Origin of the sequence: Streptomyces sp. NBC_00078, assembly GCF_026343335.1 — a bacterium.
In the GTDB taxonomy this organism is placed as follows: domain Bacteria; phylum Actinomycetota; class Actinomycetes; order Streptomycetales; family Streptomycetaceae; genus Streptomyces.
In genome coordinates this window covers 3,260,434-3,287,107 of sequence record NZ_JAPELX010000001.1, presented here as the reverse complement: position 1 = coordinate 3,287,107, position 26,674 = coordinate 3,260,434, and the positions used below count along the sequence as shown (strand labels likewise).

Sequence of the window (26,674 nt, the reverse complement as noted above, 5' to 3'; positions counted from 1 at the left end):
AACCAGATGACCGTCAAGCAGCTGGCGATGCCCGAACTGGTCGACGCCTGCCTGGAGTTGGGCGTGCCAGGAGTGGGCCTGTGGCGCGAACCGGTCCAGTCGTACGGTTTGGATGCGACGGCCAAGCTGGTCCGTGACGCGGGCCTGACCGTCACCACCCTCTGCCGCGGAGGCTTCTTCACGGCGATCGACCCGGCCGAGCGCGCGGCGGCGCTGGCCGACAACCGTCGTGCGATCGACGAGGCGGCGACCCTGGGCACCGACACCCTGGTCCTGGTCTCCGGCGGGCTGCCGGCCGGCTCCAAGGACCTGCACGGCGCCCGGGAGCGCATCGCCGACGCGCTGGGAGAGCTGGGCCCGTACGCGCAGTCGCACGGTGTCCGCCTGGCCATCGAGCCACTGCACCCGATGTACGCCGCTGACCGCTGCGTGGTCTCGACGCTCGCCCAGGCGCTCGACCTCGCGGAACGCTTCCCGGCCCGGCAGGTCGGCGTCACCGTCGACACGTACCACGTCTGGTGGGACGACAACGCGCCCGCGCAGATCGCCCGGGCGGGCGCGGGCGGCCGTATCCACTCCTTCCAGCTCGCCGACTGGACCACGCCGCTGCCCGAGGGCGTGCTCACCGGCCGCGGGCAGATCGGCGACGGCTCGATCGACATGCGGGAGTGGAAGGGCTACGTGGAGGCGGCCGGCTACACCGGGCCCATCGAGGTCGAGCTGTTCAACGACGACCTGTGGGCGCGGGACGGCCGCGAGGTCCTGACGGAGACGGCCCGACGCTTCGCCCAGCACACCGGCTGACGATCCGAGCGCTGGTGCCGGGGCACCAGGCACCTGCTGACCTGGCCGGACGCGGCCGGCGACGCGGGACGAAAAAAATCTGAAGAAGCCGTACAACCCTTCGCCCACCTTGCGGGTCGTACTTGGCATCAGGACTTCTCGGAGGGGGATCTGGGGGGATCGCGGGGGTTCTGAGCTGGAGGGGAAAAGCCGAGGGGGCCCGGTCGACGGATCGGGCCCCCTCGAATTTGTCCCGGCATCTAGAAGAAGACCCCGCACCGCAGGAGCACGTTCGCGTACGGTCGTGCCTCGCCCGTGCGCACCACCAGCCGTGCCCCCGCCGACAGCTCCTTGAGCCGCTCGTGCGACACCAGCCCCAGGGTGGGGAAGTGGCCGTCCAGGAGAGCCGACGCCGCAGGGTTCGCGCCCCGGATCTCCCTCGCCGCCGTGGCCCCCTCCACCACCAGCTCGGCCAGCAGTCCGTCCAGTACCTCCTCGAAGGCGGGCACCCCGGCACGGAACGCCAGGTCGACGACCTTCGGACCCTCCGGTATCGGCATGCCCGCGTCGCACACCAGCACTCCGTCGCCGTGGCCCAGCTCGGCCAGCGCCCCGGAGAGATGACGGTTCAGGATTCCCGCCTTCTTCACAGCGCCTCACCCCGCTGAGGAGTTCCGGACGAGTCGTCCGGCCCGCCTTTCGTGCCGGGGGTCCGGCCCGCGGCGGAGCCACCGTCAGGCACGGCGTCCTCCGGGAGGCCGCCGCACACTGCCTCGGCCTCCTCGGCCGTCGGAAAGGACACCTGGGCGCCCTCCTTGGTGACGGCGGCCGCCCCGACGCGGGCCGCGTACGCCGCGGCCTCGGCGAGGGACGCCCCCGAGCCCAGCCGGAACGCCAGCGCCGCCGTGAACGCGTCGCCCGCACCCGTCGTATCGACCGCGTCCACCTTCACCGAAGGCACCCGCGTCACTTCCCGTCCGTCGGCCACCAGCGCCCCCTCCGCGCCCAGGGTGACCACGACCGAGCGCGGGCCCTTGGCGAGCAGCAGCCGGGCCCAGTCCTCGGGGCGGTCGGAGACGCACGTGTCGCCGAGGACGACCTTCGCCTCGTGCTCGTTCACGATCAGCGGGTCGCAGGCCGCCAGCACCTCCGGCGGCAGGGGCTGTGGCGGGGACGGGTTGAGGACGAAACGGCTGTCCGGGGTCAGACTGCGGACGACCTCCACGACCGTCTCCAGCGGGATCTCCAGCTGCGTCGAGACGACACGCGAGGCCTGGAAGAGACAGGCCGCGGCCGTCACGTCGGCCGATGTGAGCTTTCCGTTCGCCCCCGGCGACACCACGATGCTGTTGTCCCCGGAGGGGTCGACGGTGATCAGCGCCACCCCCGTCGGGGCGCCGCCGACCAGTACGCCCACCGTGTCGACGCCGGCCGTCCGCTGCGAGTCGAGCAGCAGCCTGCCGTACGAGTCGTCGCCGACCCGGGCCAGCAGAGCCGTACGGGCGCCGAGGCGGGCCGCCGCGACCGCCTGGTTCGCGCCCTTGCCGCCCGGGTGGACGGCCAGGTCGGAGCCGAGTACCGTCTCGCCGGCGCCCGGCCGCCGCTCGACGCCGATCACCAGGTCGGCGTTGGCCGATCCCACGACCAGCAGGTCGTAGTCGTACATCAAAAGGACTCCCCGTCGTACATGGAGCCGTGTACCGAGACGTACATCGCGTCGTACGCCGACACGACTCCCCTGAGAGATGACTTGAGGCGGGCGGTCGTCACCGTGAGACGACAACCGCCCGCCCGTTCCCCGTCGTCAGCCGCTGAAGCCGGCCACGTTCTCCTTCGTGACCACCTTCACCGGCACCTTCACCGTCTCCTCGACCGTCTTGCCCTGCAGGGCCTTCAGCGCGTTGTCCACGGCGATCCTGCCCAGCTGCGAGGGCTGTTGTGCCACGGATGCGTACAGAGTGCCCGATCCGACCGCCTTCAGCCCGTCCGGGGTGCCGTCGAAGCCGACGACCTGGACCGACTTTCCGGCCTTCGAACCGAGGGCCTTGATCGCGCCGAGGGCCATCTCGTCGTTGGCGGCGATGACGCCCTGGACGTCCGGGTGGGCCTGCAGCAGGTTCGACATCACGTCGAGGCCCTTGGTGCGGTCGAAGTCGGCCGGCTGCTGGGCGACGACCTGGATGCCCGGGTAGGCCTTGAGCCCGGCCGCGAAGCCCGCGGCGCGCTCACGGGCCGCGGAGGTGCCCGCCTGGCCCTGCAGGATCACGATCCTGCCCTTGCCGCCCAGCTTCTCGCCGATCGTCCTGGCGGCGAGCTCACCGCCCTTGACGTTGTCGGAGGCCACCAGGGCGTCCACGGTCGCCTTGTTGACGCCGCGGTCGACCGCGATGACCGGGATCTTCGCCTTGTCGGCGGCCTTCACGGAGTTGCTCGCCGCGTCCGAGTCCACCGGGTTGACGATGATCGCGCCGAGGCCGGAACTGGTGAAGTTCTGCAGCTGGTTGGCCTGCTGGGAGGCGTCGTTCTGGGCGTCCGTGACGGTCAGGTCCACGCCCAGCTTCTTCGCCTCGGCCTGGGCGCCCGCCCGGATCTGCACGAAGAACGGGTTGTTGAGGGTGGACAGGGACAGGCCCATCTTCGGGGTGGTGGAGGACGACCCGCCGTTGTGGAGGAAGGAGGTCGCGCCGACGAGCGCAACGGTGACGACCGCCGCCAGTGCGTACGTCCCCGCCTGCTTGCCCTTGTTGCCACCGGTGCCGGCGGCCACCGGCGTCGCCCCGGCCTTGCGGCGCAGTGTGTCGAGCAGCACCGCCAGCGCGATGACGACACCGATGACGACCTGCTGCCAGAAGGCGGAGACGTTCAGGAGGTTGAGGCCGTTGCGCAGCACTGCCAGGATCAGTGCGCCGATCAGGGTGCCGGACGCCTTGCCGGTGCCACCGGCCAGTGAGGCTCCGCCGATCACGACCGCGGCGATCGCGTCCAGCTCGTAGCCGTCGGCGGCCTGCGGCTGCGCGGAGGACAGGCGGGAGGCGAGCACGATGCCCGCGACCGCCGCGAACAGGCCGGAGAAGGCGTAGATCGCGAGCTTCTGCTTCTTCACCCGCAGACCCGACAGCCGGGCCGCCTCCTCGTTGCCGCCGATCGCGTACATGGAGCGGCCGATGTAGGTCCGGCCCAGCACGAACGCGGCGATCAGACCCATCACGATCATGACCAGCACCGGCACGGGCAGCCAGCCGCCCAGCGTGTCGCCGAGGTGCGAGACCGACGCGGGGAAGGGGATCGGGGAGCCCTCGGAGATCACCAGCGACAGACCGCGGGCCACCGAGAGCATGGCGAGCGTCGCGATGAACGGCGGCAGTTTGCCGTACGAGATCAGGAAACCGTTGACGAGACCGGCGGCGACACCGGTGGCGACGGACAGCACGACCGCCAGGGCCACCGGTACGCCGTGCGAAGTGGCGGTCCAGGCGAGGACGGTGGCGGACAGGGCGGCTACCGAGCCGACCGACAGGTCGATGCCCGCCGAGACGATCACGAAGGTGACGCCGAAGGCGAGGACGGCCGTCACGGCCGCCTGGACGCCCACGTTCAGGAGGTTGTCCGTGGTCAGGAAGTCGCCGGACAGCGCCGACAGGGCGATGACCAGGACGATCAGCGCGGTGAGCGCGCCGTTGTCGAGCAGGAGACGTCGCAGGCCGCTCGTGGCGCCACCGGCGCCCGCCCTGCTCTTGAGCGTGTCAGTGGCCACGGGAGGCTTCCTTTTCGGTCTTCTCGTTCGTGAGGGTGGGATTGCTGACGGCGAGCGCCATCACGCTGTCCTGGGTGGCCTCGTCGGCCGCGAGTTCGCCCGCGATCCGGCCCTGCGCCATCACCAGCACCCGGTCGCTCATGCCGAGCACCTCGGGCAGATCACTGGAGATCATGAGTACGGCGGCGCCGGCCGCGGTGAGTTCGTTGACGAGCTGGTAGATCTCGACCTTGGCGCCGACGTCGATGCCGCGCGTCGGCTCGTCGAGGATCAGCACCTTGGTGTCGGCGAGGAGCCACTTGCCGATGACGACCTTCTGCTGGTTGCCGCCGGACAACGTCCGTACGTCCTGGCCGAGTCCGGCCATCCGCACGCCGAGCTGCCCGGCGATCCGGGCGGCCGACTCGTGCTGGGCCCGCAGATCCACGAGGCCCCCGCGCGTGGCGGCCCGCATGGTCACCAGGCCGAGGTTCTCCTCGACGGACGCGTCCAGGACCAGCCCCTGGCCCTTGCGGTCCTCGGGCACGAGTCCGATGCCGGCCGCCATGGCGGCGCTGACGTCATGCCCCTTCAGACGCGCCCCGGCGACCTTCACGGCCCCCTTGTCGTACGGATCCGCGCCGAACACGGCCCGTACGACCTCCGTACGGCCCGCTCCGACGAGCCCGGCGATGCCGACGACCTCGCCGGCGTGCACCTCGAAGCTGACGTCGTGGAAGACACCGTCGCGGGTCAGGCCCTCGACGGTGAGCAACGCGGCGCCGGCGTCGGCCCGTTCGCGCGGGTACTGCTGCTCGATCGAGCGGCCCACCATCAGGCGTACGAGCTCGTCCTCGGGCGTGGAGGCGGGGACCTGCCCGACGGACCTGCCGTCACGGATGACCGTCACCCGGTCTCCCAGGGCGGCGATCTCGTCCAGGTGATGCGTGATGAAGACGATGCCGACGCCGTCCTCGCGCAGTGACCGCACGATGGAGAACAGCTTCTCGACCTCTTCCGAGGTGAGCACGGCGGTCGGCTCGTCCATGATCAGTACGCGCGCGTTCAGACTCAGCGCCTTCGCGATCTCGACCATCTGCAGGCGCGCGATGCCGAGTTCGCGCACACGCGCGCGTGGCGACACGTTCACGCCCACGCGCGCGAGGAGGACCTCGGCGTCGGCCTCCATCCTCTTCCGGTCGATCATCCCGAAGCGGCGCGGCTGCCGCCCCAGAAAGATGTTCTCGGCGACCGTCAGATCGGGTACGAGGTTGAACTCCTGGTAGATGGTGGCGATCCCGAGCCGCTCGGAGTCCTGCGCACCGTGGATGCGCACCTCCTCGCCGCCGGCCAGAATCCGGCCGGCCTCGGGCGTGTACGCACCTGACAGCATCTTGATGAGCGTGCTCTTGCCCGCGCCGTTCTCGCCGAGGAGCACATGCACCTCGCCGCGGCGCAGGTCGAAGTCGACGCCGTCCAGCGCGACGACTCCGGGGAAGCTCTTCCGTATGCCCTCGATGCGCAGCAACTCGTCCGGGTTGCTCACGACTGGCTCCTGTTCGTTGCGGGGGACGGCTGTGCGGAGGCCGGTGGCTCGCCGCACGAGCGGCGTACGACGAGACGGGCGGGGAGGGTGACGGACTGCGGGGTCCGTCCCTCGATGCGGTCGACCAGGGCCCGTACGGCGGCCCTGCCCAGCTCGCCGGTGGGCTGGGCGATCGCGGTGATCGGCGGATCGGTGTGCACGAACCACGGGATGTCGTCGAACGCGGCGAGCGCGAGATCCTCCGGAACGGACAACCCACGCGCGCGTACGGCGTCCAGGGCGCCCAGCGCCATCAGGTTGTCGGCGGCGAACACGACCTCGGGCGGCTGCGGAAGGTCCAGGAACCCCTCGGTGACCCGCCGCCCGCTCTCGGCCTGGAAGTCGCCCTGCCCGATGTAGGCGTCGGGGAGTCCGAGTCCGTACGCGGCGAGCGCGTCCCGGAAGGCCTCCACACGCTCCCGCCCGGTCGTGGTGGCGGCGGGCCCCGCGATGATCGCGAGCCTGCGATGCCCCAGCCCGTGCAGATGCGCGACGAGGTCCCGTACGGCGGCCTGCCCGTCCGCCCGCACCACCGGCACGTCGACGCCCGGGATCCACCGGTCGACGAACACCATGGGCGTCCCCGCGCGCGCCGCGTCCAGCATCAGCGGCGAGCTGCCGTCGGTGGGGGAGACCAGCAGTCCGTCGATACGGCGGTCCAGCAGGTTCCGTACGTGGTGGTCCTGAAGGTCGGGCCGCTCGTCGGCGTTCCCGATGATGACGCTGTAGCCGAGCGCGCGGGCCTCCTCCTCGACGGAGCGGGCCAGCTCGGTGAAGTACGGGTTCATCACGTCGCTGATGACCAGGCCGAGGGTGTGGGTCTGGTCGGTGCGCAGGGAACGGGCGACGGCGTTCGGGCGGTAGCCCAGCGCCTCGACGGCGGCCAGTACGCGCGTGCGTGCGTCCGCGCTGACCGACGGATGGTCGTTCAGGACGCGCGACACCGTGGCGACGGAGACCCCCGCCTCGGCAGCGACGTCCTTGATGCTCGCCATCGCCGCTCCACCTCCTCGTGGAATCGATTACATCGACGTGTACGGAGGATTGGAATCGATTACAAGTATGTTGCGCAAGCCCCCGAGACCAGATCGTGATCGTGACTGCGATCGTGATGAGGGGGCGGCGTCGATCAGGGGTCGGCGTATCAATGGCCGCCGTGGCCGCCGTGGTCGCTGAGGTCCGCGGTCACATGGCAGCGCGGATGGTCAGCGGCCCGCGAGGGCGCCGGAGTTTCCGCAAGGACGAGCCGGAGTTTCCGCAAGGACGAGAACGACGCCTCACCAGCGCACCGCGCTGAAGTCCACCGGCCGGGGCCGAAGCCGACGGGTACGGGACGCCAGCTCGCGCATGCGCCGGGCCATCTCGTCACCGGGGAGCTTTCGCCGGTCTCCGTGGCCCGGCAGCAGCCACTCGAAACGCAGTCGGTCGACGGTCCGGGTCAGGGAGTCGGCGAGTGCTTCGATCGAGTACCAGGTGACGCTGTCGACCACCTCGATGTCCGCCGTCGTACGGGACCAGTAGAAGCTGTCGCCGCTGAAGCAGTACCGCTCGTCGGCCACGTAGAGCACGCTGCCTCGGGTGTGGCCGGGCAGGGGGAAGGCGATCACACCGTCGGAGATCACCGTCGGGTCGGTGCCGCGGAGCACGCGGTCGGCGTCCGGGGCGGCGTCGAGATCGCCCTCGTGGATCCAGAGCCGGGCGCCGAAGCGGTCGGCGTAACGGCGGCCGTGTGCGGCATGGTCGCGGTGGGTGAGCAGGACGTCGGTGACGGGGGCCAGCGCCTCGTGGCGGGCCGCCAGCGCCGGGCTCCAGCGCGGGGTGTCGACCATCATCGTGGTGCCGTCGGGGCGGTGCAGCAGGTAGGAGTTGGCCCCCGCCGTGTGCCGGGAGTTGTGCCCGCACAACCGCACGGTGTCGTCGAGGGCCAGCGGGAAGGGGTCCCGGTCCGCCTCCAGCTGTCCGGTCGGCGGACGGACGGCCCGAGTGGGGCAGGCGTGCGCGGCGGCGTACAACTGCCCTGTCTCGTCCGGGCCTTGCGGCTCGCGGAGGATGACCGAACGGCCGTCGGCCTCACCGATCAGCCCCGGGGCGAGCTGCCGGGCGACATCGCAGTTGGTGCAGCGCCCGTCGATGTGCCAGGCGGGCGTGGGCAGTTCGGCTCCCATGACTTCGCTCATGCTCCAGAGGTATCCCGGGCCTCACGGAAAGCGGAAGGGGGGCCGGATCTGGCGCTTACGGCACCGCGCTGCTCTCCTGCGGTTTTACCCCCCGGCCCCGCTCACTCCGTGGCGAACATCTCCGCCGGTTCCTTGACGTGCATGGCCCGCTGCGCCCAGGTCTCCAGCTGATTCAGATCCGTGCAGGACTGGATACGCTCGCGCACGGCATCGGGCACGGGAAGCTCGCGCCACTCCAGGATGTGGAGAACCATCTCGGCCTTGGCCTCGGCCCGGCCCTGTTCCCGCCCTTCCTCGCGTACCTGTTCCGCGAGCGGGTGTCGCCAGAAGTACTGGATTGCCGTCATCAGGTCCCTCCACATCTGCTTTGCCTGGGGGTCGGCCAGGCAGGAGTCGACGTGCTGATCAACGAGCTACGCCGCCGCGAGTTAGCACCGCACGTATTGCCCCGGTTGCCGTGTCTCGACAGCGGATGCCAGCCCCATACGTCGGAACAGGCCCGCACCAGCACCAGTCCCCGCCCTCTTCCGCCTCGGCAAGCTGCTCCAACGACCGCGGCGGCGGCTGCGGTTCGGGATCCCGGGGCCGCGCCCCGATCCGCAGTACTCCAGACGCCCAGCGCACCCGCAGGGCTGCCGGCCCCTTGATGTGCCGTACGGCGTTGGTGCAGCTCGCAAGCCACTTGCGGAAGTACGCTCTGGGGAATCGCAGTCGGTGCAGGTCAGGAGGGGTGTGCCGGGTTGCCGCCTCTTCCCGCTACCGGGCTGCGGGCATGTTGCCGTCGCGCCAGTCGTTCACGCGCTTGCGGATGCTGGGGACCATCGGAAGCGAGTCGACTTCTGCGGGCTGGAACCAGCGGACATCCGTGGATTCCTCGGACACTGCCAGGTGCCCGGCCACCGGTCGCGCGAGGAAGCAGACGGAGAACTCCTGCCGCACTTCGCCGTCGTCGTAGGCAAAGACATGACGGGGGCTGGTGTACGTGCCGACGATGCCGACGATCTCGACGTCGAATCCGGTCTCTTCGCGGGTCTCCCGGATGGCGCAGTCCGGCAGCGACTCTCCGATATGCATGGCGCCTCCGGGAAGGGCCCACATACCGTTGTCGCGACGGCGCTGGAGCAGGATGCGCCCGGAGTCGTCGACGACGACGGTGGAGGCGGCGGGAACCAGGCTGTTCGCTGCCGGGGCGTTGGCGTCGTCCTCGTAATCGCGCCTACCCATTGCCTTCCCTTTCCCATACCGGAGTGCCCCGGTTCCACAGTTCCTCGACGTGTGACGCGAAGCGATCAAACATGCCGTCGTCCTGGTGACGGCGCAGATGCAGCGTGGGGGCATCGTGCCCAACTCGGTGCGTAAGCAAGGGCGTAACGATCATGTCGTCATCGAAGCGGAACACGGACAGGTGGGCGTGTCCGTCGCTGTACCTCGCGTCGATGCGAGGCTGGCTTCTGATCTTCTCCAGTTCGGCAAGCGTCACACGGATACGGGTGGACAGAGTGAGCGCAACGTCTTCATCCTGCTCACGCGACCGCGTGAGATCGCTGTCAGGGTCACCGAGGAGAAACCGAACTCGGCATCCCTGGGCGGCTTTCCGCCGCAACGCGGTACCGAATCGGGCCTGTTCAAGCCATAGGAAGTAGTTGGTGTAACCCGCGAAGGTCAGCTCTTGCTCAGCCTTGGTGATCAATGAGCGCCACAGGGAGGCCGGACAGCCTGACCGGTAGGGATAGACCGAAACGACCTCACGGTCCGGACCGACCTTGATCGCCTTCTTTGCAACTGCTGGCCATAACACCGCCTCGTCCTCTCCGAGTGCTTCGCAGACGGCCCACCGGTGACGGGCGCGGGGGACCCGTCCCGCCTCGGTGATCCACCGGCCGATGGTCTTGATGTCGACGTCACACCTCTCAGCCAACTGACGGTCTGTCATCCGGGCTTGGAGCATGGCACGGCGTAGCGGTTCGTTCACGGTTACCCCCTGGGACGTTAGGCACGCTTTGCACGGTAGGCCTACTCCGTGCCTAACGGTCACGGAACGAAGTAGGAACGCACCATCAGAGGCGGAAGTGTGGTGGGTGAGTGACATACAGACCCCCGCGACCGTGCGACCGGCCCGGGGGCATGGCCAACCTGAGAAAGCAGGCCGACATGAGCCAAGGTATCGCCCGCTTCGTCGAGTCGCTGTTGCGGCTCCTGCTACCGGCTTCGGGGCGCCGCCGGTCCCCCGAGCCGTCCACCGCCCGGCAGGACACCGTGCCCGTGCGCCTTCCTCGCGTCCCCGCGCTGCGGGGTGAGGACATCGGTCTGGTGCGCCCGTACCTGGTCGCGCACGAGCGGCGTCAGGAGGAACGACGACAGCGGGCACGGCGGCGCGTCCTGTGGCTGGCCGTGCACGGCGTCGACATCGGCCCACGCGTGATCCACGGCGTGGAGGTGACGGCCCGATGAGCACGACGCAGATGGCGCGCCTGTTGCCGTGGTCGACTCCGGAGGGCAACCCGTGCTTCCTCCATGGCGACGGGAACGGCTACCTCTCCCGCCTTGCCGACAACATCGAGAGCGTGCAGCTCGGCATGGCGGGCGAACTCCTGGACCACGCGGCCGACATGCTCGCCGACCGCAAGGCCACACCGGATCAGCTCCGCTTCGTGCTCGCGCGAATGAGTGAGGCGCTGCGCGACGTGCACCGGATCGCCGAGAGCCGGGGCGCGCGCATGCCGGTGCCCGACGCCGACGAGGACGACGTTCCCGCACGGTCCGATGAGGTGTCCGCATGAGCCGCGCCGTGCTGCGCTTCGTGCCCCACACGATCCGGCACGTGCCGGACGGTGGAGTCACCTTCGAGGCGTTCTGCGCGGGATTCGGTTGTGCCGAGACGTCCGGCCCGCAAGAAGACCAGGAAACGGCTCAGGACTGGTGCCTGCGGCATACCGGCCGCACGGGTCATGACCTCTTCCGCCGGGTCGTGACCGACCACGCCCGCGTCACGCGGGACGAGTGACCCCGGCCCGCTGAGCGACGGCGAGCACTCGGTGGCAGCCTCCCACTGTCACACCTGGCCGGTACCGTCGGATCATGGCTCAACAGGCGGGGAACCCCACGGGTGAACGGCAGCTCGCCGTGCTCGAAGGCGTGCTGGAGCGCATCACGTACGCCAATGAGGACAACGGCTACACGGTCGCCCGGGTCGACACCGGCAGAGGCGCCGGCGACCTCCTCACGGTCGTCGGCGCGCTGCTCGGCGCCCAGGTCGGCGAGGCCCTGCGGATGGAGGGACGCTGGGGGTCCCACCCGCAGTACGGCAAGCAGTTCACGGTGGAGAACTACACGACCATGCTGCCGGCCACCGTCCAGGGCATCCGCCGCTACCTCGGCTCGGGGCTGGTCAAGGGCATCGGCCCCGTCTTCGCCGACCGCATCACCCAGCACTTCGGTCTGGACACCCTGCAGATCATCGAGGAGGAGCCCAAGCGGCTCATCGAGGTGCCCGGTCTCGGCCCCAAGCGCACCAAGAAGATCACCGAGGCCTGGGAGGAGCAGAAGGCGATCAAGGAGGTCATGCTCTTCCTCCAGACCGTCGAGGTGTCCACCTCCATCGCCGTGCGCATCTACAAGAAGTACGGCGACGCCTCGATCTCGGTCGTCAAGAACCAGCCGTACCGGCTCGCGTCCGACGTCTGGGGCATCGGCTTCCTCACCGCCGACAAGATCGCCCAGTCCGTCGGTATCCCGCACGACAGCCCGGAGCGCGTGAAGGCTGGCCTGCAGTACGCGCTGTCGCAGGCCACCGACCAGGGCAACTGCTATCTCCCGGAGGAGCGGCTGATCGCGGACGCGGTGAAGCTGCTGCAGGTCGACACCGGGCTCGTCATCGAGTGCCTCGCCGAGCTGGCCGAGCCGCCCGAGGAGGGCGAGGACCCCGGTGTCGTACGGGAGAAGGTGCCCGGTCCGGACGGCGGCCCACCCGTCACCGCCGTCTACCTCGTGCCCTTCCACCGTGCCGAACTCTCCCTCTCCGCCCAGCTGTTGCGCCTCCTGCGCACGGACGAGGACCGGATGCCCGGCTTCCGTGACGTGGCCTGGGACAAGGCGCTCGGCTGGCTCAGGACCCGCACCGGCACCGACCTCGCGCCCGAGCAGGAGGCCGCGGTCAAGCTCGCGTTGACCAAGAAGGTCGCCGTGCTGACCGGCGGCCCCGGCTGCGGCAAGTCCTTCACGGTCCGTTCGATCGTGGAGCTGGCCCGCGCCAGGAAGGCCAGGGTGGTCCTGGCGGCCCCGACCGGCCGCGCGGCCAAGCGCCTGGCCGAGCTCACCGGCGCCGAGGCCTCCACCGTCCACCGCCTGCTGGAGCTGAAGCCCGGCGGCGACGCGGCCTACGACAAGGACCGGCCGCTGGAGGCCGACCTGGTCGTGGTCGACGAGGCCTCCATGCTGGACCTGCTGCTCGCCAACAAGCTGGTGAAAGCGGTACCGCCCGGCGCTCATCTCCTCTTCGTCGGAGACGTCGACCAGCTTCCGTCCGTCGGCGCGGGAGAGGTCCTGCGCGACCTCCTCGCCGACGGCGGTCCCATCCCCGCCGTGCGTCTCACGCGCGTGTTCCGGCAGGCCCAGCAGTCCGGCGTGGTCACCAACGCGCACCGGATCAACTCCGGGCACCAGCCGGTCACCGACGGCATGAAGGACTTCTTCCTCTTCGTCGAGGACGACACGGAGGAGGCCGGTCGGCTCACCGTGGACGTGGCGGCCCGTCGGATTCCGGCCAAGTTCGGCCTCGACCCGCGCCGGGACGTCCAGGTTCTCGCGCCCATGCACCGTGGCCCGGCCGGCGCCGGCAACCTCAACGGCCTGCTCCAGCAGGCCATCACCCCCGGCCGCCCCGACGTGCCCGAGAAGCGGTTCGGCGGCCGGGTCTTCCGTGTCGGCGACAAGGTCACCCAGATTCGCAACAATTACGAGAAGGGCAAGAACGGTGTCTTCAACGGCACCGTCGGCGTTGTCACCTCGCTCGACCCGGTTGACCAGCGCCTGACGGTGCTGACCGACGAGGACGAGGAGGTTGTGTACGAATTCGACGAACTGGACGAACTGGCTCACGCGTACGCGGTGACCATCCACCGCTCGCAGGGAAGTGAATATCCGGCCGTGGTGATCCCGGTCACCACCAGCGCCTGGATGATGCTTCAGCGCAACCTGCTCTACACGGCGGTCACCCGGGCCAAGAAGCTGGTCGTCCTCGTCGGTTCCCGCAAGGCGATTGGCCAGGCGGTGCGCACGGTGTCGGCGGGGCGACGCTGCACGGCACTCGACTTCCGGCTCTCTCCCAGACCTCTGTGAGGCTCGCGGACCGCTGTGCGGCTCCCGGGCTGCCGTGAGGGCTCTCGCGACCCCTGTGGGCCCCTTTGAGACAGGCATCACAAGAAATGATCGATCAAATGAGTCGCGAAGGTCACAGAGCACTTCCGGATGGGTAAACAAGGGGGCAGGATGAGCAAGTTGGCGGCACTCAGTGCCGCCAATAGGCCCGATGGTCGACCCCGAGTGCACTCTCCTGAGCCAATTGGGGGATGGTAGAGACAGTCAGGGCAACCTCGAAGATGAGGCACTACGTCGGTGAGGGAAGACGTGAGCGACAACTCTGTAGTACTGCGGTACGGCGACGGCGAGTACACCTACCCGGTGATCGACAGCACCGTCGGCGACAAGGGCTTCGACATCGGGAAGCTCCGCGCCCAGACCGGTCTGGTGACGCTGGACAGCGGTTACGGCAACACCGCCGCCTATAAATCCGCCGTCACCTACCTCGACGGCGAGGCGGGCATCCTCCGGTACCGCGGATACCCCATCGAACAGCTGGCGGAGCGCTCCACGTTCCTGGAGGTCGCCTACCTGCTGATCAACGGCGAGCTTCCGAGCGTCGACGAGCTCTCCGCGTTCAAGAACGACATCACGCAGCACACCCTGCTGCACGAGGACGTCAAGAACTTCTACAAGGGCTTCCCGCGTGACGCCCACCCGATGGCCATGCTGTCGTCGGTCGTCTCGGCGCTGTCCACGTTCTACCAGGACAGCCACAACCCCTTCGACGAGAAGCAGCGCAACCTCTCGACGATCCGCCTGCTCGCCAAGCTTCCGACGATCGCGGCGTACGCGTACAAGAAGTCGATCGGCCACCCGTTCGTCTACCCGCGCAACGACCTCGGTTACGTCGAGAACTTCCTGCGCATGACCTTCTCGGTCCCGGCGCAGGAGTACGACCTCGACCCGGTCGTGGTCGCGGCCCTCGACAAGCTGCTGATCCTGCACGCGGACCACGAGCAGAACTGTTCGACGTCCACGGTCCGTCTGGTCGGCTCGTCGCAGGCGAACATGTTCGCGTCGATCTCGGCCGGCATCAACGCCCTGTGGGGGCCGCTGCACGGCGGCGCCAACCAGTCCGTGCTGGAGATGCTCGAGGGTATCCAGGCCAACGGCGGCGACGTCGACTCCTTCATCCGCAAGGTGAAGAACAAGGAGGACGGCGTCCGCCTGATGGGCTTCGGCCACCGGGTGTACAAGTCCTTCGACCCGCGCGCGAAGATCATCAAGGCCGCCGCGCACGACGTCCTCTCCGCGCTCGGCAAGTCCGACGAGCTGCTGGACATCGCGCTCAAGCTGGAGGAGCACGCGCTCTCCGACGACTACTTCGTCTCGCGCAACCTCTACCCGAACGTCGACTTCTACACCGGCCTGATCTACCGCGCCATGGGCTTCCCGACCGAGATGTTCACGGTCCTCTTCGCCCTCGGCCGCCTCCCGGGCTGGATCGCCCAGTGGCACGAGATGATCAAGGAGCCCGGCTCCCGTATCGGCCGCCCGCGCCAGATCTACACGGGTGTCGTCGAGCGCGACTTCGTGCCGGTCGAGGAGCGCTGACGCCTCCGGCGGTTCGGCGGCGTCTTTCGCGAGCGTGAGTTCAGGGCCCTTCCGTCCTTTGGGCGGAAGGGCCCTGCGCCTATAGGGGTGGGTGGTTCCCGTCCTGGGCGGGTGCCGGCCCGTCGTGGTGGGGTGCGCAGTTTCCCGCGCCCCTCGGGTGGGTGCGGTCGCGCGGGCCCGGTGCGCCGGGTGGGTGCGGTCGTTTAACTCCGGTGCGTCAGGTGGGTCCTGTCGCCAGTGCCCAGTGCCCAGTGCGCAGGCGAAGGCGCGCAGTCTCGGCAACGCAAAACTCGGAAACGCAAAAGAAGAAGGCGCCCTGGCGGCGGTCCCCCCACGGGCCGACGTCCAGGGCGCCTTCCCATGTCCCGGTGCGGATTCCCCCCACGGGATCCGGCCGGGCGTCTGTGAGAACAGCGCCTGATCGCTGTCGAATACGGCGAGCGTTGAGCAGAATGAGCAAAACTCGCCGCACTCATGGGTGTGCGGTCTGCCGGGACAGCGCACGCTCGGGAGGGCCGCTCAAGCTCCCCGGTGTACGTGCCCCGGCAACGCACCTCTGAGGAAGTCCCCCAAGACATCCTCAGATGCCAGGAAACGCCCCCCAAGACGCTGCCTGACATCGTCAACTTAGACCTTCGTACCCCTTCGATGGTTACGTTCACATCACTGTGATCTGCGTCTCTTGCATATGTCCGTTAGATACGCAAGAGCCCCGATATGCCGATCGGGGCCCAAGCGTAAGGATGATGCGCGAGCCTTGTGAAGAGCTTATGTGAGCCTGGCCCCGGACTCCAAGGGCGCTTTCACCTCGACTTCGCCTAACCGGCGGTAACTTCTCCGCGGTTCAGCGGAACGTCCGCAGCCGAAGGCTGTTGGTCACCACGAAAACCGACGAGAAGGCCATCGCGGCCCCGGCGATCATAGGGTTCAGCAGCCCGGCGGCGGCCAGCGGCAGCGCGGCCACGTTGTATACGAAGGCCCACGCGAGGTTGCCCTTGATCGTGGACAGCGTCCTGCGGGACAGCCGGATCGCGTCCGCCGCCACCCGCAGATCCCCGCGCACCAGCGTCAGATCGCCCGCCTCGATCGCCGCGTCGGTCCCGGTGCCCATCGCCAGCCCCAGATCGGCGGTGGCCAGCGCGGCCGCGTCGTTGACCCCGTCGCCGACCATGGCGACGCTGCGGCCCTCGCGCTGCAGCCTTCGTACGGCTTCCACCTTCTCCTCGGGCAGGACCTCCGCGATCACCTGCTCGATGCCGACGGCGTGTGCCACGGCCTCGGCCACCGCGCGGTTGTCCCCGGTCAGCAGCACCGGTGTGAGCCCCAGCGCGCGCAGCTCACGCACTGCCTCCGCACTGGTCTGCTTGATCGCGTCGGCGACGGCGACGACACCGCGTGCCACTCCGTCCCAGCCGACCACGACGGCCGTACGACCGCCCCTCTCGGCCTCGTCCTTCGCGCGGGCCAACTCCTCCGGCAGGCGCTCGAAGAGCCGCCCCACGGCCACCTCACGGCCCTCCACCCGCCCGCGTACGCCACGCCCGGGCACGTTCTCGAACGCCTCGACCTCCGGGAGCCGTCCGACCCGCTCCTCGGCGCCCAGGGCGACCGCGCGGGCGACGGGATGCTCGGAGGCGTGCTCGACGGCGCCCGCGAGCCGCAGCACCTCCGTCTCGTCGGCGCCGGCGGCGACGTAGACCTCGTGGAGGGTCATCCGGCCGGTGGTGACCGTCCCGGTCTTGTCGAGTACGACCGTGTCGACGCGGCGCGTGGACTCCAGGACCTCCGGGCCCTTGATGAGGATGCCGAGCTGCGCGCCGCGCCCCGTGCCGACCATCAGCGCGGTCGGCGTGGCCAGGCCCAGCGCGCACGGGCAGGCGATGATCAGGACCGCGACGGCAGCGGTGAACGCGGCGACCGTGTCGCCCGTGACGCCGAGCCACGCGCCGAACGTGGCGACCGCGATCAGCATGACGACGGGCACGAAGACCGCCGAGATCCGGTCGGCGAGCCGCTGCACCTCCGCCTTGCCGTTCTGCGCTTCCTCCACCAGCTTCGCCATCCGCGCGAGCTGGGTGTCGGCGCCCACGCGCGTGGCCTCGACGACGAGCCGGCCCCCGGCGTTGACCGTGGCCCCGGTGACGGCGTCGCCCGTGCCCACGTCCACCGGCACCGACTCGCCGGTCAACATCGAGGCGTCCACGGCGGACGCGCCCTCGACGACGGTGCCGTCGGTCGCGATCTTCTCCCCGGGCCGTACGACGAAGTGGTCCCCGGCGGCCAGCCGGGACACGGGGATGCGGATCTCACGGCCCCCGCGCAGCACGGACACGTCCTTGGCGCCCAGCTCCATCAGCGCCCTGAGAGCCGCTCCCGCACGCCGCTTGGAGCGGGCCTCCAGATAGCGGCCCAGCAGGATGAAGGCGACGACACCGGCGGCGACCTCCAGATAGATCGTGGAGGCGCCGTCGGTGCGGGTGACGGTGAACCTGAACTCGTCGTGCATGCCGGGCACGCCCGCGTCGCCGAGGAACAGCGCCCACAGCGACCAGCCGAACGCGGCCAGCGTGCCGACCGAGACCAGCGTGTCCATGGTGGCCGCGCCGTGCCGGGCGTTCGTCCAGGCCGCCCGGTGGAAGGGCAGCCCGCCCCACACGACGACCGGCGCGGCGAGGGCGAGCGCCAACCACTGCCAGTCGTCGAACTGCAGGGCCGGGATCATCGACAGCAGTACGACGGGGAGCGCGAGCAGGGCTGAGACGGTGAAGCGGCGGCGGTAGGAGGCCGGTTCGGCGTCTTCCGGCGTGTCCTGCTCGGCGGGCTCCGGCCGGGGCGGGGGTGGCTCCTCGGCCGTGTAGCCCGTCTTCACCACGGTGGCGATCAGGTCGGCGACCTGGATGCCCGCGGAGTGGGTGATCTTCGCCTTCTCCGTCGCGTAGTTCACCGTGGCCGTGACGCCGTCCATGCGGTTGAGCTTCTTCTCGACGCGCGCCGCGCAGGAGGCGCAGGTCATCCCGCCGATGAGCAGCTCGACCTCGGAGGCGTCCGCTGCCGTGGGTATCGGTGCCGGTGTCTCTGTGGTGGTGCTGGCCATCTCGGGTACCCGGCTTCCGGTCAGACCTGGCCGACGAGTTCGAAGCCCGCCTCGTCCACCGCCGCGCGCACGGCGGCCTCGTCGAGGGGGGCGCTGGAGACGACGGTGACCTCACCGGACGCGGCGACGGCCGTCACCGAGCTGACGCCGGGAAGCCCCAGGATCTCACCGGAGACGGAACCCTCGCAGTGTCCGCAGCTCATCCCGCTTACCTTGTAGACGGCGGTGACGGTACCCGGGGTGTCGGTCTGGGTGGTCATGTCGTTCTCCTCGTCGAGGCGTGTGGGGCTGAAGGGCCCACGGGGGCCTTCCACTCTCCAGGCTATACCCCTAGGGGGTATTTTTCCATCACGTCCGGGCCGTGGTGACGTCCGCGTTGCCGACGGTGAACGCCCCGGCAGGGGCGCGCGGAACCGGCGGGACCGGCCAGGATGTACCCGTAGCCGCGGACGGGGACGGGAGCGCACATGCGGGCAGTGGTGTTCGAGCAGTACGGGGAGCCGGCCGAGGTGCGTGGCGTGACAGACCCTCGGCCCGCCGGGCACGGGGTCGTCGTGAAGGTCGAGGCCACCGGACTGTGCCGCAGCGACTGGCACGGCTGGCAGGGCCACGACCCGGACATCGCCCTCCCGCACGTTCCCGGACATGAACTCGCCGGTGTGGTGGAGGCGGTCGGCCCCGGCGTGCGCAACTGGCGCCCCGGCGACCGGGTGACCGTCCCCTTCGTGTGCGCCTGCGGCGGCTGCGCGGCATGTGCGGCCGGCGACCAGCAGGTGTGCGAGCGTCAGACGCAGCCCGGCTTCACGCACTGGGGTTCGTACGCGCAGTACGTGGCGCTGGACCACGCCGACGTGAACCTCGTCGCCGTGCCCGAGGAACTGTCGTACGCCACGGCGGCGGCGTTGGGCTGCCGGTTCGCCACCGCGTTCCGAGCGGTCGTGCAGCAGGGCCGGGTGGCGGCGGGGGAGTGGGTCGCGGTGCACGGCTGCGGAGGCGTGGGCCTGTCCGCGGTGATGATCGCGGCGGCCTCGGGGGCGCGGGTGGTCGCGGTGGACGTATCGCCCGGGGCCCTGGACCTGGCGCGGAAGTTCGGCGCGGCGGAGTGCGTGGACGGGTCGGCCGCCACGGACACGGCCGCGGCGGTCCGTGAGCTGACCGGGGGTGGCGCCCAGGTGTCCCTCGACGCCCTGGGCTCGCCGCTCACCTGCGCCGCCTCCGTGAACGGCCTGCGTCGCCGCGGCCGCCACGTCCAGGTCGGTCTGCTCCCCTCACCCTCCGGCACGACCCCCGTCCCGATGGCCCGCGCGATCGCCCTGGAGCTCGAACTCCTCGGCAGCCACGGCATGGCGGCGCACACCTACCCGCCGATGCTGGAGCTGGTGAGGGCCGGCGTGCTGCGGCCCGACCTCCTGGTGACCTCACACATCACCCTGGACGCCACACCGGCGGCACTGGCGGCGATGGGGACTGCGCCGGGAGCCGGGGTGACGGTCATCGAGCCGTGGAGCTGAGGGCGGCCCAGTCACGGTCGAGGATGCCCATGATCACCTCGTCGACCCACTCGCCGTCGCGCAACTCGGCGTCCCGCCGGATCCCCTCCACCACGAACCCTGCCTTCTCGTACACGCGCAGGGCCCGGTGGTTGTGGCCGTACGCCTCCAACTGGATCCGGTGCAGGCCGAGTTGTCCGAAGGCATGGCCGACGACGAGCCGCGTGGCCTCGGTTCCGAGCCCGCGGTCCCGGCCGCGCGGGCCGATCAGGGTGCGGAACGTACAGCTGAGGGCCCGCGGGTCCCATTCGTACAGGACGACCTCGCCGACGAGTTCGCCGGTGGCGCGGTCGGTGACGGCGAGGTCGAGGCGGTCGGGCTGCGCGGCCCGGGAGCCGTACCAGGACCGCAGGTGCTCCAAGGTGAGTTCACGCGAGGGCTCGCCGGTGAAGCGGAGGACGTCCGGGTCCTCCATGATCTCCCGCATGACGTCGGCGTCGGCCTCGGTGAACGGCCGCAGTACGGTCCTGGCCCCCGTGAGAACGGGCTTGACGGAGAAGCTCATGGAACAACCGTGCCCCACAGCGCGGTGGGGCACAGGTGGTTTTCCGGGGGGACACCGCGGCAGGTCAGTCCTCTCTTCGGCCGCGGTTTCCGGGCCTGGAGGCGACCCATGCCCGGACCGTGTCCGCGTACCAGAAGGGCTTTCCGCCCTCGACGTGGTCGGGCTGCGGCAGCAGCCCGTGCTTGCGGTAGGACCGCACGGTGTCCGGCTGCACCTTGATGTGCGCCGCGATCTCCTTGTACGACCACAGCCTTCGGTCGGTCATGGGTAGCACCTCCCTGCGCGCGCCGCGGGGGCGGCCGGGGGCGGCCGTCGGGGGAGCCGGGCGCTGCGCTGGCGATCACAGATCCTGTGCCCCCGTCAACGACGGAGCGTGAAGGGAGGGCAGGGCCTGTGGGCCGCGTGTGACACAAGTCCCGCGTACACGGGACATGGGTGACACGGAGGGGACTTTTGTGACACGAGTGGTGCAACGGCGTGCGCGGGCTCCAAGGCGCGTCGCGTTGACACCGGGGAGGTGGGCCGCGCCCTTTCCCGGGCTGCCGACTTCGCTCAGGCCCGGGGGCTCCCGCGTCGCCGGGCCCGGCCCACCGGTGCCCCGCCGCCCCTCCCCGTCCCGACGGGCTACGCCCCGCAGGACCGAAGGAACGCCCGCGTCCGCTGCGCGATGGGCAGCGGAACGTCCGGCTCGCACGGGTACATGTCCTGCTCCACGATGGCGAACAGATCCACGTCCAGCTTCTGCGCCGCCTCCAGCACCGGACCCAACGCGGGCACCCCGGCCGGCGGTTCACACATCACACCGCGCGCGACAGCCGGACCGAACGGAACCTGGCCCGCCCGCACCTCCGCCAGGATCTCCGGATCCACCTGCTTGAGGTGCAGATACCCGATCCGCTCCCCGTAGGTCTCGATCAGCTTGACGCTGTCGCCGCCGCAGTACGCGTAGTGCCCCGTGTCCAGGCACAGCGAGACCAGGTCGGAATCCGTCCCGTCCAGGAACCGGACGACGTTCTCCTCGCTGTCGACGTGCGTGTCGGCATGCGGGTGGACGACGATCTGCAGCCCGTACCGCTCCCGCACCTCCCGCCCCAGCCGTTCCGTCAGCGAGGTCAGGTTGCGCCACTGCTCGGGCGTCAGGGTGTCCGGCTCCAGCACCTCGCCGGTCTTGTCGTCCCGCCAGAAGGACGGGATGACCACCAGATGAGACGCACCCATGGCCTGGGCGAGTACCGCGTTGTCGGCCACGTGGGCCCAGGTCTTCTCCCACACCGCCTCGCCGTGGTGCAGGCCCGTGAACACCGTGCCGGCCGACACCTTCAGGCCGCGGCGGGCCGTCTCCTCGGTGAGCACCGCGGGGTCGGTCGGCAGGTACCCGTACGGACCCAGCTCGATCCACTCGTAGCCGGACTGCGCGACCTCGTCGAGGAAACGCTGCCAGGGGACCTGCCGCGGGTCGTCCGGGAACCAGACGCCCCAGGAGTCGGGCGCCGATCCGACGCGGATGCGGGACAGTGAGGACTGAGGCGGCAAGGACGTCATGGCGGTCAGCTTCCGGGCGACAGCAAGCGCTGTCAAGCTGTCGTCCGTATGTCTGGACAAAACATTGACAGGGCTCGGTGTGGGGGTCTAAAAACGCGGGAGAGCCGTGACGAAGGGATGCCGATGGCGTACGACCTGATCACCATGGGGCGGATCGGAGTGGACCTGTATCCGCTCCAGACCGGCGTCCCGCTGCCGCAGGTGACGAGCTTCGGCAAGTTCCTCGGCGGCTCGGCGACGAACGTGGCGGTCGCCGCGGCCCGCCTCGGACGCCGTACGGCGGTGATCACGCGCACCGGCGACGACCCCTTCGGCGCCTACCTCCACGAGGCCCTCCAGGGCTTCGGCGTCGACGACCGCTGGGTCACCCCGGTCCCGGGCCTGCCCACCCCGGTCACCTTCTGCGAGGTCTTCCCGCCGGACGACTTCCCGCTCTACTTCTACCGCCGGCCCAAGGCCCCCGACCTGGAGATCGACGCCCACGAGCTGGATCTCGACGCCATCCACGACGCCCGTGTCTTCTGGGTCACCGGCACCGGCCTGAGCGAGGAACCCAGCCGTACGGCGACGCTCGCGGCCCTCGCCCACCGCGCCAAGGCCGGCACGACGGTCTTCGACCTCGACTGGCGCCCCATGTTCTGGAAGGAGACGGCCGGGCGCGATCCGGCCGCCTCCGCCCGCCCCTTCTACCAGGAGGCCCTGCGCCACACCACCGTCGCGGTCGGCAACCTCGACGAGGTGGAGGTCGCCACCGGGGTGCGTGAACCGCGGGCCGCCGCCGAGGCGTTGCTGGACGCGGGTGTCGAACTCGCCGTCGTCAAGCAGGGCCCCAAGGGCGTCCTCGCCGTCAACAGCAAGGGCGAGTCGGCCGAGGTCCCGCCCCTGCCGGTGACCGTCCTCAACGGTCTCGGCGCCGGTGACGCCTTCGGCGGCTCCCTGTGCCACGGACTGCTGGAGGGCCACGACCTGGAGACGATCATGCGGCACGCCAACGCGGCCGGCGCGATCGTCGCCTCCCGCCTGGAGTGCTCGTCCGCCATGCCGACCACCGGCGAGATCGAGGCCGCCATCGAGGCCGGAGCGGTGCTGTGAGGGCGGGCCGGGTCCGCGGGGCCGACGACGAGACGGGGGGCACGGGCTGCCTGGGCATGACCGTGACCCCGAGAGCGGCCACGCCACGGCAGGTCGACGTCGGTGAACTGGTCCGCCTGCGCGCCCAGCAGCCCGAGGCCGTCGCCGAGGCCGCCGCCCGTCGTACCCGCAGACCGCTCCTCGGGGACTCCGGCCGGCTGATGATCGTCGCCGCCGACCACCCGGCACGCGGCGCGCTCGGCGTCGGCGACCGCCCACTCGCCATGGCCAACCGTGCCGACCTGCTCGAACGCCTCTGTCTTGCCCTCTCCCGCCCCGGCGTCGACGGCGTCCTCGCCACCGCCGACATCCTCGACGACCTGCTCCTCCTCGGCGCCCTCGACGGCAAGGTCGTCATGGGCTCGATGAACCGCGGAGGCCTTCAGGGCGCCCGGTTCGAACTCGACGACCGGTTCACCGGCCATCGCCCCGAGGACATCCAGCGCCTGGGCTTCGACGCCGGCAAGCTGCTCCTGCGCATCGACTACGACGACCCCGGCTCCCTCACCACGCTGGAGTCGACCGCCCGCGCCGTGGACGACATGGCGGCGCGCCGGCTTCCGGTCTTCGTGGAGCCGTTCATCAGCCGCCGTACCGACGAGGGCAGGCTGAGGAACGACCTGTCCGCCGAGGCCGTCACCAAGTCCATCGCGATCGCCTCGGGCCTCGGCGGCACCTCCGCCTACACCTGGCTCAAGCTCCCGGTCACCGAGAACCCCGACGACATGGCCGAGGTCATGGCGACGTCGACGCTGCCCGCCGTGCTGCTGGGCGGCGAGGTCGGCGACGATCAGGACGGCGCGTACGAGAAGTGGCGCGGCGCCCTCCAACTCCCCACCGTGCGAGGCCTGGTGGTCGGGCGTTCGCTGCTGTACCCGGCGGACGGCGACGTGGCCGCCGCCGTCGACACCGCCGTCGGACTGTTGTGAGGACCTGATGACCGTGGGCGAGCTGCACGTCGAGCGCGGCACCACCGCGAACGGCAACTATGTGCTGGACGTCGACCCCAAAAGGGCCGGCTGGGAGTACAGCAGTCTGCGGATCGTGGAGCTGGAGCCGGGTGGCACACACACCTTCACCACCGGTGACAGCGAGTGGATCGTGCTTCCGCTGCAGGGCGCATGTACCGTGCGGACAGCCGACGACAAGACGGACCAAGAGTTCCAACTCCTGGGCAGGGAAAGCGTGTTCGCGTCGGTCTCCGACTTCGCGTACGTACCCCTGGACGCCCGGGTCCAGATCGCCTCCGGCGCGGGAGGCCGCTTCGCCCTGGCAGGAGCGAAGTGCGAGCGACGACTCCCCGCCCGCTACGGCCCCGCGCCGGAGGTCCCCGTCGAAGTGCGTGGCAGCGGCGCCCAGTTGCGGCATGTCCGCAACTTCGCCTCGGCCCAAGCCTTCGACTGCGACCGGCTCATCGCCGTCGAGGTGATCACCCCCGGCGGCAACTGGTCCTCGTACCCGCCGCACAAGCACGACGAGCACCGGCCCGGCGTGGAAGCGGAGCTGGAGGAGATCTACTACTTCGAGATCGACGGCCCGAACGGTTTCGGCTATCAGCGCGTATCTCCCTCCCGTGAGGGCGGATCCGACGTCCTCGCCGAGGTCCGCTCCGGCGACGCCGTCCTCGTCCCCGACGGATGGCACGGCCCGTCCATCGCCCAGCCCGGTCACGACATGTACTACCTCAATGTCATGGCGGGGCCGGGCGAGACGCGGGAGTGGCGGATCTGCTTCCATCCGCACCATACGGAGGGTTACCGATGACGTCCTCAACGACGAGGCTCACGGTCGCGCAGGCACTCGTCCGCTTCCTGTCGGCCCAGTACACCGAGCGCGACGGCGTGCGGCAGCGGCTGATCGGCGCGACCTGGGGCATCTTCGGCCACGGCAACGTGGCGGGAATCGGTCAGGCGCTCGTCGAGTACTCCGCCGACATGCCCTACCACCAGGGCCGCAACGAACAGGCCATGGTGCACGCGGCGGTCGGCTACGCCCGCCAGTCGAACCGCCTGTCCACGCACGCGGTGACGACCTCCATCGGCCCCGGCGCCACCAACCTCGTCACGGGCGCCGCCCTCGCCACCGTCAACCACCTCCCCGTCCTGCTCCTGCCCGGCGACGTCTTCGCCGCCCGCCCCGCCGACCCGGTCCTCCAGCAGCTCGAAGTCCCGTACGCCGGCGATGTGTCGGTCAACGACAGCCTGCGCCCGGTGTCGAAGTGCTTCGACCGGATCACGCGCCCGGAAGCCCTGATCCCGTCCGCCCTCAACGCCGTACGCGTGCTCACCGACCCCGTCGAGACCGGCGCCGTGACGCTCGCGCTCCCGCAGGACGTCCAGGCCGAGGCGTACGACTGGCCGGACGAGTTCTTCGCCGAGCGCACCTGGGCCGTACGGCGTCCGGGTGCCGATCCGGCCGAACTCGCCGAGGCCGTACGGGTGATCAGGGCCGCGCGCAGGCCGCTCGTCGTCGCGGGCGGTGGCGTCCACCACAGCCGCGCCGAGGAGGCTCTCGCCGAGTTCGCGGGGACCACCGGCATACCGGTCGCCTCCACCCAGGCCGGCAAGGGCTCCCTGCGTCACGACCACCCGCAGGACGTCGGCGGGATCGGCCACACCGGCACGGCGACCGCGAACGAACTCGCCCGCACCGCCGACCTGGTGATCGGCGTCGGCACCCGATACACCGACTTCACCACCGCCTCCGGCACCCTCTTCACCGGCGAGGGCGTGCGCTTCCTCAACCTCAACATCGCGCCCTTCGACGGCCACAAGCTCGCCGGTCAGCCGCTGATCGCGGACGCCCGCAGCGGCCTGCAGGAACTGACGGCGGCCCTGGACACGCACGCGTACCGGGTCGTGTCCCCCTACGTCACCGAGTACACCGAGGACAAGGAGCGCTGGGAGCAGCGCGTCGACGCCTGCTACGAGGCCGACGAGCCGGACGTACGGCCGACGCAGCCGCAGGTGCTCGGTGCGCTGGACGCGATCGTCGACGAGACGGACGTGATCATCAACGCGGCCGGCTCCCTCCCCGGCGACCTGCACAAACTGTGGCGGGCGCGGTCGCGGGACCAGTACCACCTGGAGTACGGCTACTCCTGCATGGGCTACGAGATCCCGGCCTCCATCGGCGTGAAGCTGGCCGCCCCTGACCGGCCCGTGTGGGCGCTGGTCGGCGACGGCACGTACCTGATGATGCCGACGGAGATCGTGACCGCCGTACAGGAGGGCATCGCGATCAAGGTGCTGCTCGTGCAGAACCACGGGTACGCGTCCATCGGCGGACTGTCCGAGTCGGTGGGCGGCGAGCGGTTCGGCACGGCGTACCGCCACCGTTCCCCTGCCGACGGTTCCTACACAGGGGCGCCGCTGCCCGTGGATCTCGCCGCGAACGTCGCCAGCCTGGGCATGCGCGTGCTGCGGGCGAAGACCGTGGCGGATCTCCGGGAGGCGCTCGCCGAGGCCCGCGCCGCCGACACGCCCACATGTGTCTACGTCGAGACCGAAACGGCCGACACTGTGTCGGGCCCGCCGCCTGCACAGGCCTGGTGGGATGTACCTGTGGCCGAGACCGCGACCCGACCGTCGGCGGTGAAGGCCCGAGAGCTGTACGAACGGCACGTCTCCACCCGACGCCGCCATCTGTGAAGGAGTATC

General features: G+C 70.2%; 25 protein-coding genes and 1 pseudogene. 11 read left to right on the top strand and 15 right to left on the bottom strand.

The window, feature by feature from the left end; genetic code table 11:
* The first annotated feature begins 6 nt into the window (after window positions 1-6).
* Window positions 7-804 (top strand): sugar phosphate isomerase/epimerase family protein, encoded by a 798-nt coding sequence (locus tag OOK07_RS15340; protein WP_266801954.1) that lies wholly within the window; start codon window positions 7-9, stop codon window positions 802-804.
* Between the two features lie 239 nt (window positions 805-1,043).
* Here OOK07_RS15340 and rbsD read toward each other — a convergent pair whose 3' ends face one another.
* The 10 genes and pseudogenes from rbsD to OOK07_RS15290 form a co-directional block, all read right to left on the bottom strand.
* Window positions 1,044-1,433, bottom strand: a complete 390-nt coding sequence (gene rbsD / locus OOK07_RS15335) for a D-ribose pyranase (RefSeq protein WP_266796965.1) — start codon at window positions 1,431-1,433, stop codon at window positions 1,044-1,046.
* Window positions 1,430-2,449 (bottom strand): ribokinase, encoded by a 1,020-nt coding sequence (locus OOK07_RS15330; protein WP_266796964.1) that lies wholly within the window; start codon window positions 2,447-2,449, stop codon window positions 1,430-1,432. The genes rbsD and OOK07_RS15330 overlap by 4 nt, the downstream gene beginning before the upstream one ends.
* Before the next feature lie 138 nt (window positions 2,450-2,587).
* On the bottom strand, window positions 2,588-4,537 hold the full coding sequence (locus OOK07_RS15325; RefSeq protein WP_266796963.1) for an ABC transporter permease/substrate-binding protein: 1,950 nt from the start codon (window positions 4,535-4,537) through the stop codon (window positions 2,588-2,590).
* Window positions 4,527-6,062 carry a sugar ABC transporter ATP-binding protein gene (locus OOK07_RS15320; RefSeq protein ID WP_266796962.1) on the bottom strand — a complete coding sequence of 512 codons (1,536 nt, stop codon included), beginning with the start codon at window positions 6,060-6,062 and terminating at the stop codon, window positions 4,527-4,529. Before OOK07_RS15320 ends, OOK07_RS15325 begins: the two co-directional genes overlap by 11 nt.
* Window positions 6,059-7,096, bottom strand: coding sequence for a LacI family DNA-binding transcriptional regulator (locus OOK07_RS15315; protein ID WP_266680587.1), 1,038 nt, complete (start codon window positions 7,094-7,096; stop codon window positions 6,059-6,061). The genes OOK07_RS15320 and OOK07_RS15315 overlap by 4 nt, the downstream gene beginning before the upstream one ends.
* Window positions 7,097-7,378: 282 nt before the next feature.
* Window positions 7,379-8,278: an MBL fold metallo-hydrolase gene (locus tag OOK07_RS15310; protein ID WP_266796961.1), complete on the bottom strand. Its 900-nt coding sequence runs from the start codon at window positions 8,276-8,278 to the stop codon at window positions 7,379-7,381.
* A gap of 101 nt (window positions 8,279-8,379) precedes the next feature.
* A complete protein-coding gene (locus tag OOK07_RS15305) occupies window positions 8,380-8,625 on the bottom strand; it encodes a hypothetical protein (protein WP_266796960.1) in 246 nt (81 codons plus the stop codon).
* A pseudogene (locus OOK07_RS15300) lies at window positions 8,625-8,944 on the bottom strand (ATP-binding protein); the annotation flags it as partial. The gene OOK07_RS15305 and the pseudogene OOK07_RS15300, both read right to left, overlap by 1 nt.
* 90 nt (window positions 8,945-9,034) lie before the next feature.
* Window positions 9,035-9,502, bottom strand: a complete 468-nt coding sequence (locus OOK07_RS15295) for an NUDIX domain-containing protein (RefSeq protein ID WP_266680583.1) — start codon at window positions 9,500-9,502, stop codon at window positions 9,035-9,037.
* Window positions 9,495-10,250: a DUF5919 domain-containing protein gene (locus OOK07_RS15290; protein ID WP_266796959.1), complete on the bottom strand. Its 756-nt coding sequence runs from the start codon at window positions 10,248-10,250 to the stop codon at window positions 9,495-9,497. Before OOK07_RS15290 ends, OOK07_RS15295 begins: the two co-directional genes overlap by 8 nt.
* Before the next feature lie 179 nt (window positions 10,251-10,429).
* Between OOK07_RS15290 and OOK07_RS15285 the strand changes: the two genes are divergently transcribed.
* The 5 genes from OOK07_RS15285 to OOK07_RS15265 all read left to right on the top strand — a co-directional run bounded on the left by OOK07_RS15285 (window position 10,430) and on the right by OOK07_RS15265 (window position 15,193).
* A complete protein-coding gene (locus OOK07_RS15285; protein ID WP_266680579.1) occupies window positions 10,430-10,729 on the top strand; it encodes a hypothetical protein in 300 nt (99 codons plus the stop codon).
* On the top strand, window positions 10,726-11,058 hold the full coding sequence (locus OOK07_RS15280; protein ID WP_266680577.1) for a hypothetical protein: 333 nt from the start codon (window positions 10,726-10,728) through the stop codon (window positions 11,056-11,058). Before OOK07_RS15285 ends, OOK07_RS15280 begins: the two co-directional genes overlap by 4 nt.
* On the top strand, window positions 11,055-11,282 hold the full coding sequence (locus OOK07_RS15275; RefSeq protein ID WP_266796958.1) for a DUF7848 domain-containing protein: 228 nt from the start codon (window positions 11,055-11,057) through the stop codon (window positions 11,280-11,282). Before OOK07_RS15280 ends, OOK07_RS15275 begins: the two co-directional genes overlap by 4 nt.
* A 74-nt stretch (window positions 11,283-11,356) precedes the next feature.
* Window positions 11,357-13,615: an SF1B family DNA helicase RecD2 gene (gene recD2 / locus OOK07_RS15270; RefSeq protein ID WP_266796957.1), complete on the top strand. Its 2,259-nt coding sequence runs from the start codon at window positions 11,357-11,359 to the stop codon at window positions 13,613-13,615.
* A 288-nt stretch (window positions 13,616-13,903) separates the two neighbouring features.
* Window positions 13,904-15,193: a citrate synthase gene (locus OOK07_RS15265; protein WP_266680571.1), complete on the top strand. Its 1,290-nt coding sequence runs from the start codon at window positions 13,904-13,906 to the stop codon at window positions 15,191-15,193.
* A gap of 844 nt (window positions 15,194-16,037) precedes the next feature.
* Here the strand turns inward: OOK07_RS15265 and OOK07_RS15260 are convergent.
* On the bottom strand, window positions 16,038-18,287 hold the full coding sequence (locus OOK07_RS15260) for a heavy metal translocating P-type ATPase (protein WP_266796956.1): 2,250 nt from the start codon (window positions 18,285-18,287) through the stop codon (window positions 16,038-16,040).
* Window positions 18,288-18,307: 20 nt separating this feature from the next.
* Window positions 18,308-18,547 carry a heavy-metal-associated domain-containing protein gene (locus OOK07_RS15255; protein WP_266796955.1) on the bottom strand — a complete coding sequence of 80 codons (240 nt, stop codon included), beginning with the start codon at window positions 18,545-18,547 and terminating at the stop codon, window positions 18,308-18,310.
* Window positions 18,548-18,754: 207 nt separating this feature from the next.
* On the opposite strand from OOK07_RS15255, the gene OOK07_RS15250 reads away from it, so the two are divergent.
* Entirely contained in the window at window positions 18,755-19,798 is a 1,044-nt protein-coding gene (locus OOK07_RS15250; RefSeq protein ID WP_266796954.1) for a zinc-dependent alcohol dehydrogenase family protein, read from the top strand.
* Here the strand turns inward: OOK07_RS15250 and OOK07_RS15245 are convergent.
* From OOK07_RS15245 to OOK07_RS15235, 3 genes are all read right to left on the bottom strand, one after another.
* Window positions 19,779-20,342 (bottom strand): GNAT family N-acetyltransferase, encoded by a 564-nt coding sequence (locus OOK07_RS15245; protein ID WP_266680563.1) that lies wholly within the window; start codon window positions 20,340-20,342, stop codon window positions 19,779-19,781. The two genes, OOK07_RS15250 and OOK07_RS15245, sit on opposite strands and share 20 nt — an antisense overlap.
* 64 nt (window positions 20,343-20,406) lie before the next feature.
* Window positions 20,407-20,607 (bottom strand): helix-turn-helix transcriptional regulator, encoded by a 201-nt coding sequence (locus tag OOK07_RS15240; protein WP_266680561.1) that lies wholly within the window; start codon window positions 20,605-20,607, stop codon window positions 20,407-20,409.
* A gap of 359 nt (window positions 20,608-20,966) precedes the next feature.
* On the bottom strand, window positions 20,967-21,884 hold the full coding sequence (locus OOK07_RS15235) for a sugar phosphate isomerase/epimerase family protein (protein WP_266683528.1): 918 nt from the start codon (window positions 21,882-21,884) through the stop codon (window positions 20,967-20,969).
* A 123-nt stretch (window positions 21,885-22,007) separates the two neighbouring features.
* Between OOK07_RS15235 and iolC the strand changes: the two genes are divergently transcribed.
* Genes iolC through iolD form a run of 4 tightly spaced genes read left to right on the top strand, consistent with a single transcriptional unit; the run spans window position 22,008 to window position 26,665 of the window.
* Window positions 22,008-22,976, top strand: coding sequence for a 5-dehydro-2-deoxygluconokinase (gene iolC / locus OOK07_RS15230; protein WP_266680559.1), 969 nt, complete (start codon window positions 22,008-22,010; stop codon window positions 22,974-22,976).
* Window positions 22,977-23,032: 56 nt separating this feature from the next.
* Entirely contained in the window at window positions 23,033-23,944 is a 912-nt protein-coding gene (locus OOK07_RS15225) for a Cgl0159 family (beta/alpha)8-fold protein (protein ID WP_266680557.1), read from the top strand.
* A gap of 7 nt (window positions 23,945-23,951) precedes the next feature.
* Complete coding sequence (gene iolB, locus OOK07_RS15220; RefSeq protein WP_266680555.1) at window positions 23,952-24,779, top strand: 5-deoxy-glucuronate isomerase; 828 nt, start codon at window positions 23,952-23,954, stop codon at window positions 24,777-24,779.
* The gene (gene iolD / locus OOK07_RS15215; RefSeq protein ID WP_266796952.1) at window positions 24,776-26,665 is read left to right on the top strand and encodes a 3D-(3,5/4)-trihydroxycyclohexane-1,2-dione acylhydrolase (decyclizing); all 1,890 of its coding nucleotides are present in this window, start codon (window positions 24,776-24,778) and stop codon (window positions 26,663-26,665) included. The genes iolB and iolD overlap by 4 nt, the downstream gene beginning before the upstream one ends.
* The last annotated feature ends 9 nt before the right edge of the window (window positions 26,666-26,674 follow it).

Bases quoted from the DNA above. Each gene is read 5' to 3' on its own strand.
- iolC (WP_266680559.1), top strand. From the start codon at position 22,008: ATGGCGTACGACCTGATCACCATGGGGCGGATCGGAGTGGACCTGTAT.
- OOK07_RS15285 (WP_266680579.1), top strand. From the start codon at position 10,430: ATGAGCCAAGGTATCGCCCGCTTCGTCGAGTCGCTGTTGCGGCTCCTG.
- OOK07_RS15235 (WP_266683528.1), bottom strand. From the start codon at position 21,884: ATGACGTCCTTGCCGCCTCAGTCCTCACTGTCCCGCATCCGCGTCGGA.
- OOK07_RS15330 (WP_266796964.1), bottom strand. From the start codon at position 2,449: ATGTACGACTACGACCTGCTGGTCGTGGGATCGGCCAACGCCGACCTG.
- OOK07_RS15225 (WP_266680557.1), top strand. From the start codon at position 23,033: ATGACCGTGACCCCGAGAGCGGCCACGCCACGGCAGGTCGACGTCGGT.
- iolD (WP_266796952.1), top strand. From the start codon at position 24,776: ATGACGTCCTCAACGACGAGGCTCACGGTCGCGCAGGCACTCGTCCGC.
- OOK07_RS15250 (WP_266796954.1), top strand. From the start codon at position 18,755: ATGCGGGCAGTGGTGTTCGAGCAGTACGGGGAGCCGGCCGAGGTGCGT.
- OOK07_RS15275 (WP_266796958.1), top strand. From the start codon at position 11,055: ATGAGCCGCGCCGTGCTGCGCTTCGTGCCCCACACGATCCGGCACGTG.
- OOK07_RS15280 (WP_266680577.1), top strand. From the start codon at position 10,726: ATGAGCACGACGCAGATGGCGCGCCTGTTGCCGTGGTCGACTCCGGAG.
- OOK07_RS15245 (WP_266680563.1), bottom strand. From the start codon at position 20,342: ATGAGCTTCTCCGTCAAGCCCGTTCTCACGGGGGCCAGGACCGTACTG.
- iolB (WP_266680555.1), top strand. From the start codon at position 23,952: ATGACCGTGGGCGAGCTGCACGTCGAGCGCGGCACCACCGCGAACGGC.
- OOK07_RS15305 (WP_266796960.1), bottom strand. From the start codon at position 8,625: ATGACGGCAATCCAGTACTTCTGGCGACACCCGCTCGCGGAACAGGTA.
- OOK07_RS15295 (WP_266680583.1), bottom strand. From the start codon at position 9,502: ATGGGTAGGCGCGATTACGAGGACGACGCCAACGCCCCGGCAGCGAAC.
- OOK07_RS15310 (WP_266796961.1), bottom strand. From the start codon at position 8,278: ATGAGCGAAGTCATGGGAGCCGAACTGCCCACGCCCGCCTGGCACATC.
- OOK07_RS15240 (WP_266680561.1), bottom strand. From the start codon at position 20,607: ATGACCGACCGAAGGCTGTGGTCGTACAAGGAGATCGCGGCGCACATC.
- OOK07_RS15315 (WP_266680587.1), bottom strand. From the start codon at position 7,096: ATGGCGAGCATCAAGGACGTCGCTGCCGAGGCGGGGGTCTCCGTCGCC.
- OOK07_RS15260 (WP_266796956.1), bottom strand. From the start codon at position 18,287: ATGGCCAGCACCACCACAGAGACACCGGCACCGATACCCACGGCAGCG.
- recD2 (WP_266796957.1), top strand. From the start codon at position 11,357: ATGGCTCAACAGGCGGGGAACCCCACGGGTGAACGGCAGCTCGCCGTG.
- OOK07_RS15255 (WP_266796955.1), bottom strand. From the start codon at position 18,547: ATGACCACCCAGACCGACACCCCGGGTACCGTCACCGCCGTCTACAAG.
- OOK07_RS15340 (WP_266801954.1), top strand. From the start codon at position 7: ATGACCGTCAAGCAGCTGGCGATGCCCGAACTGGTCGACGCCTGCCTG.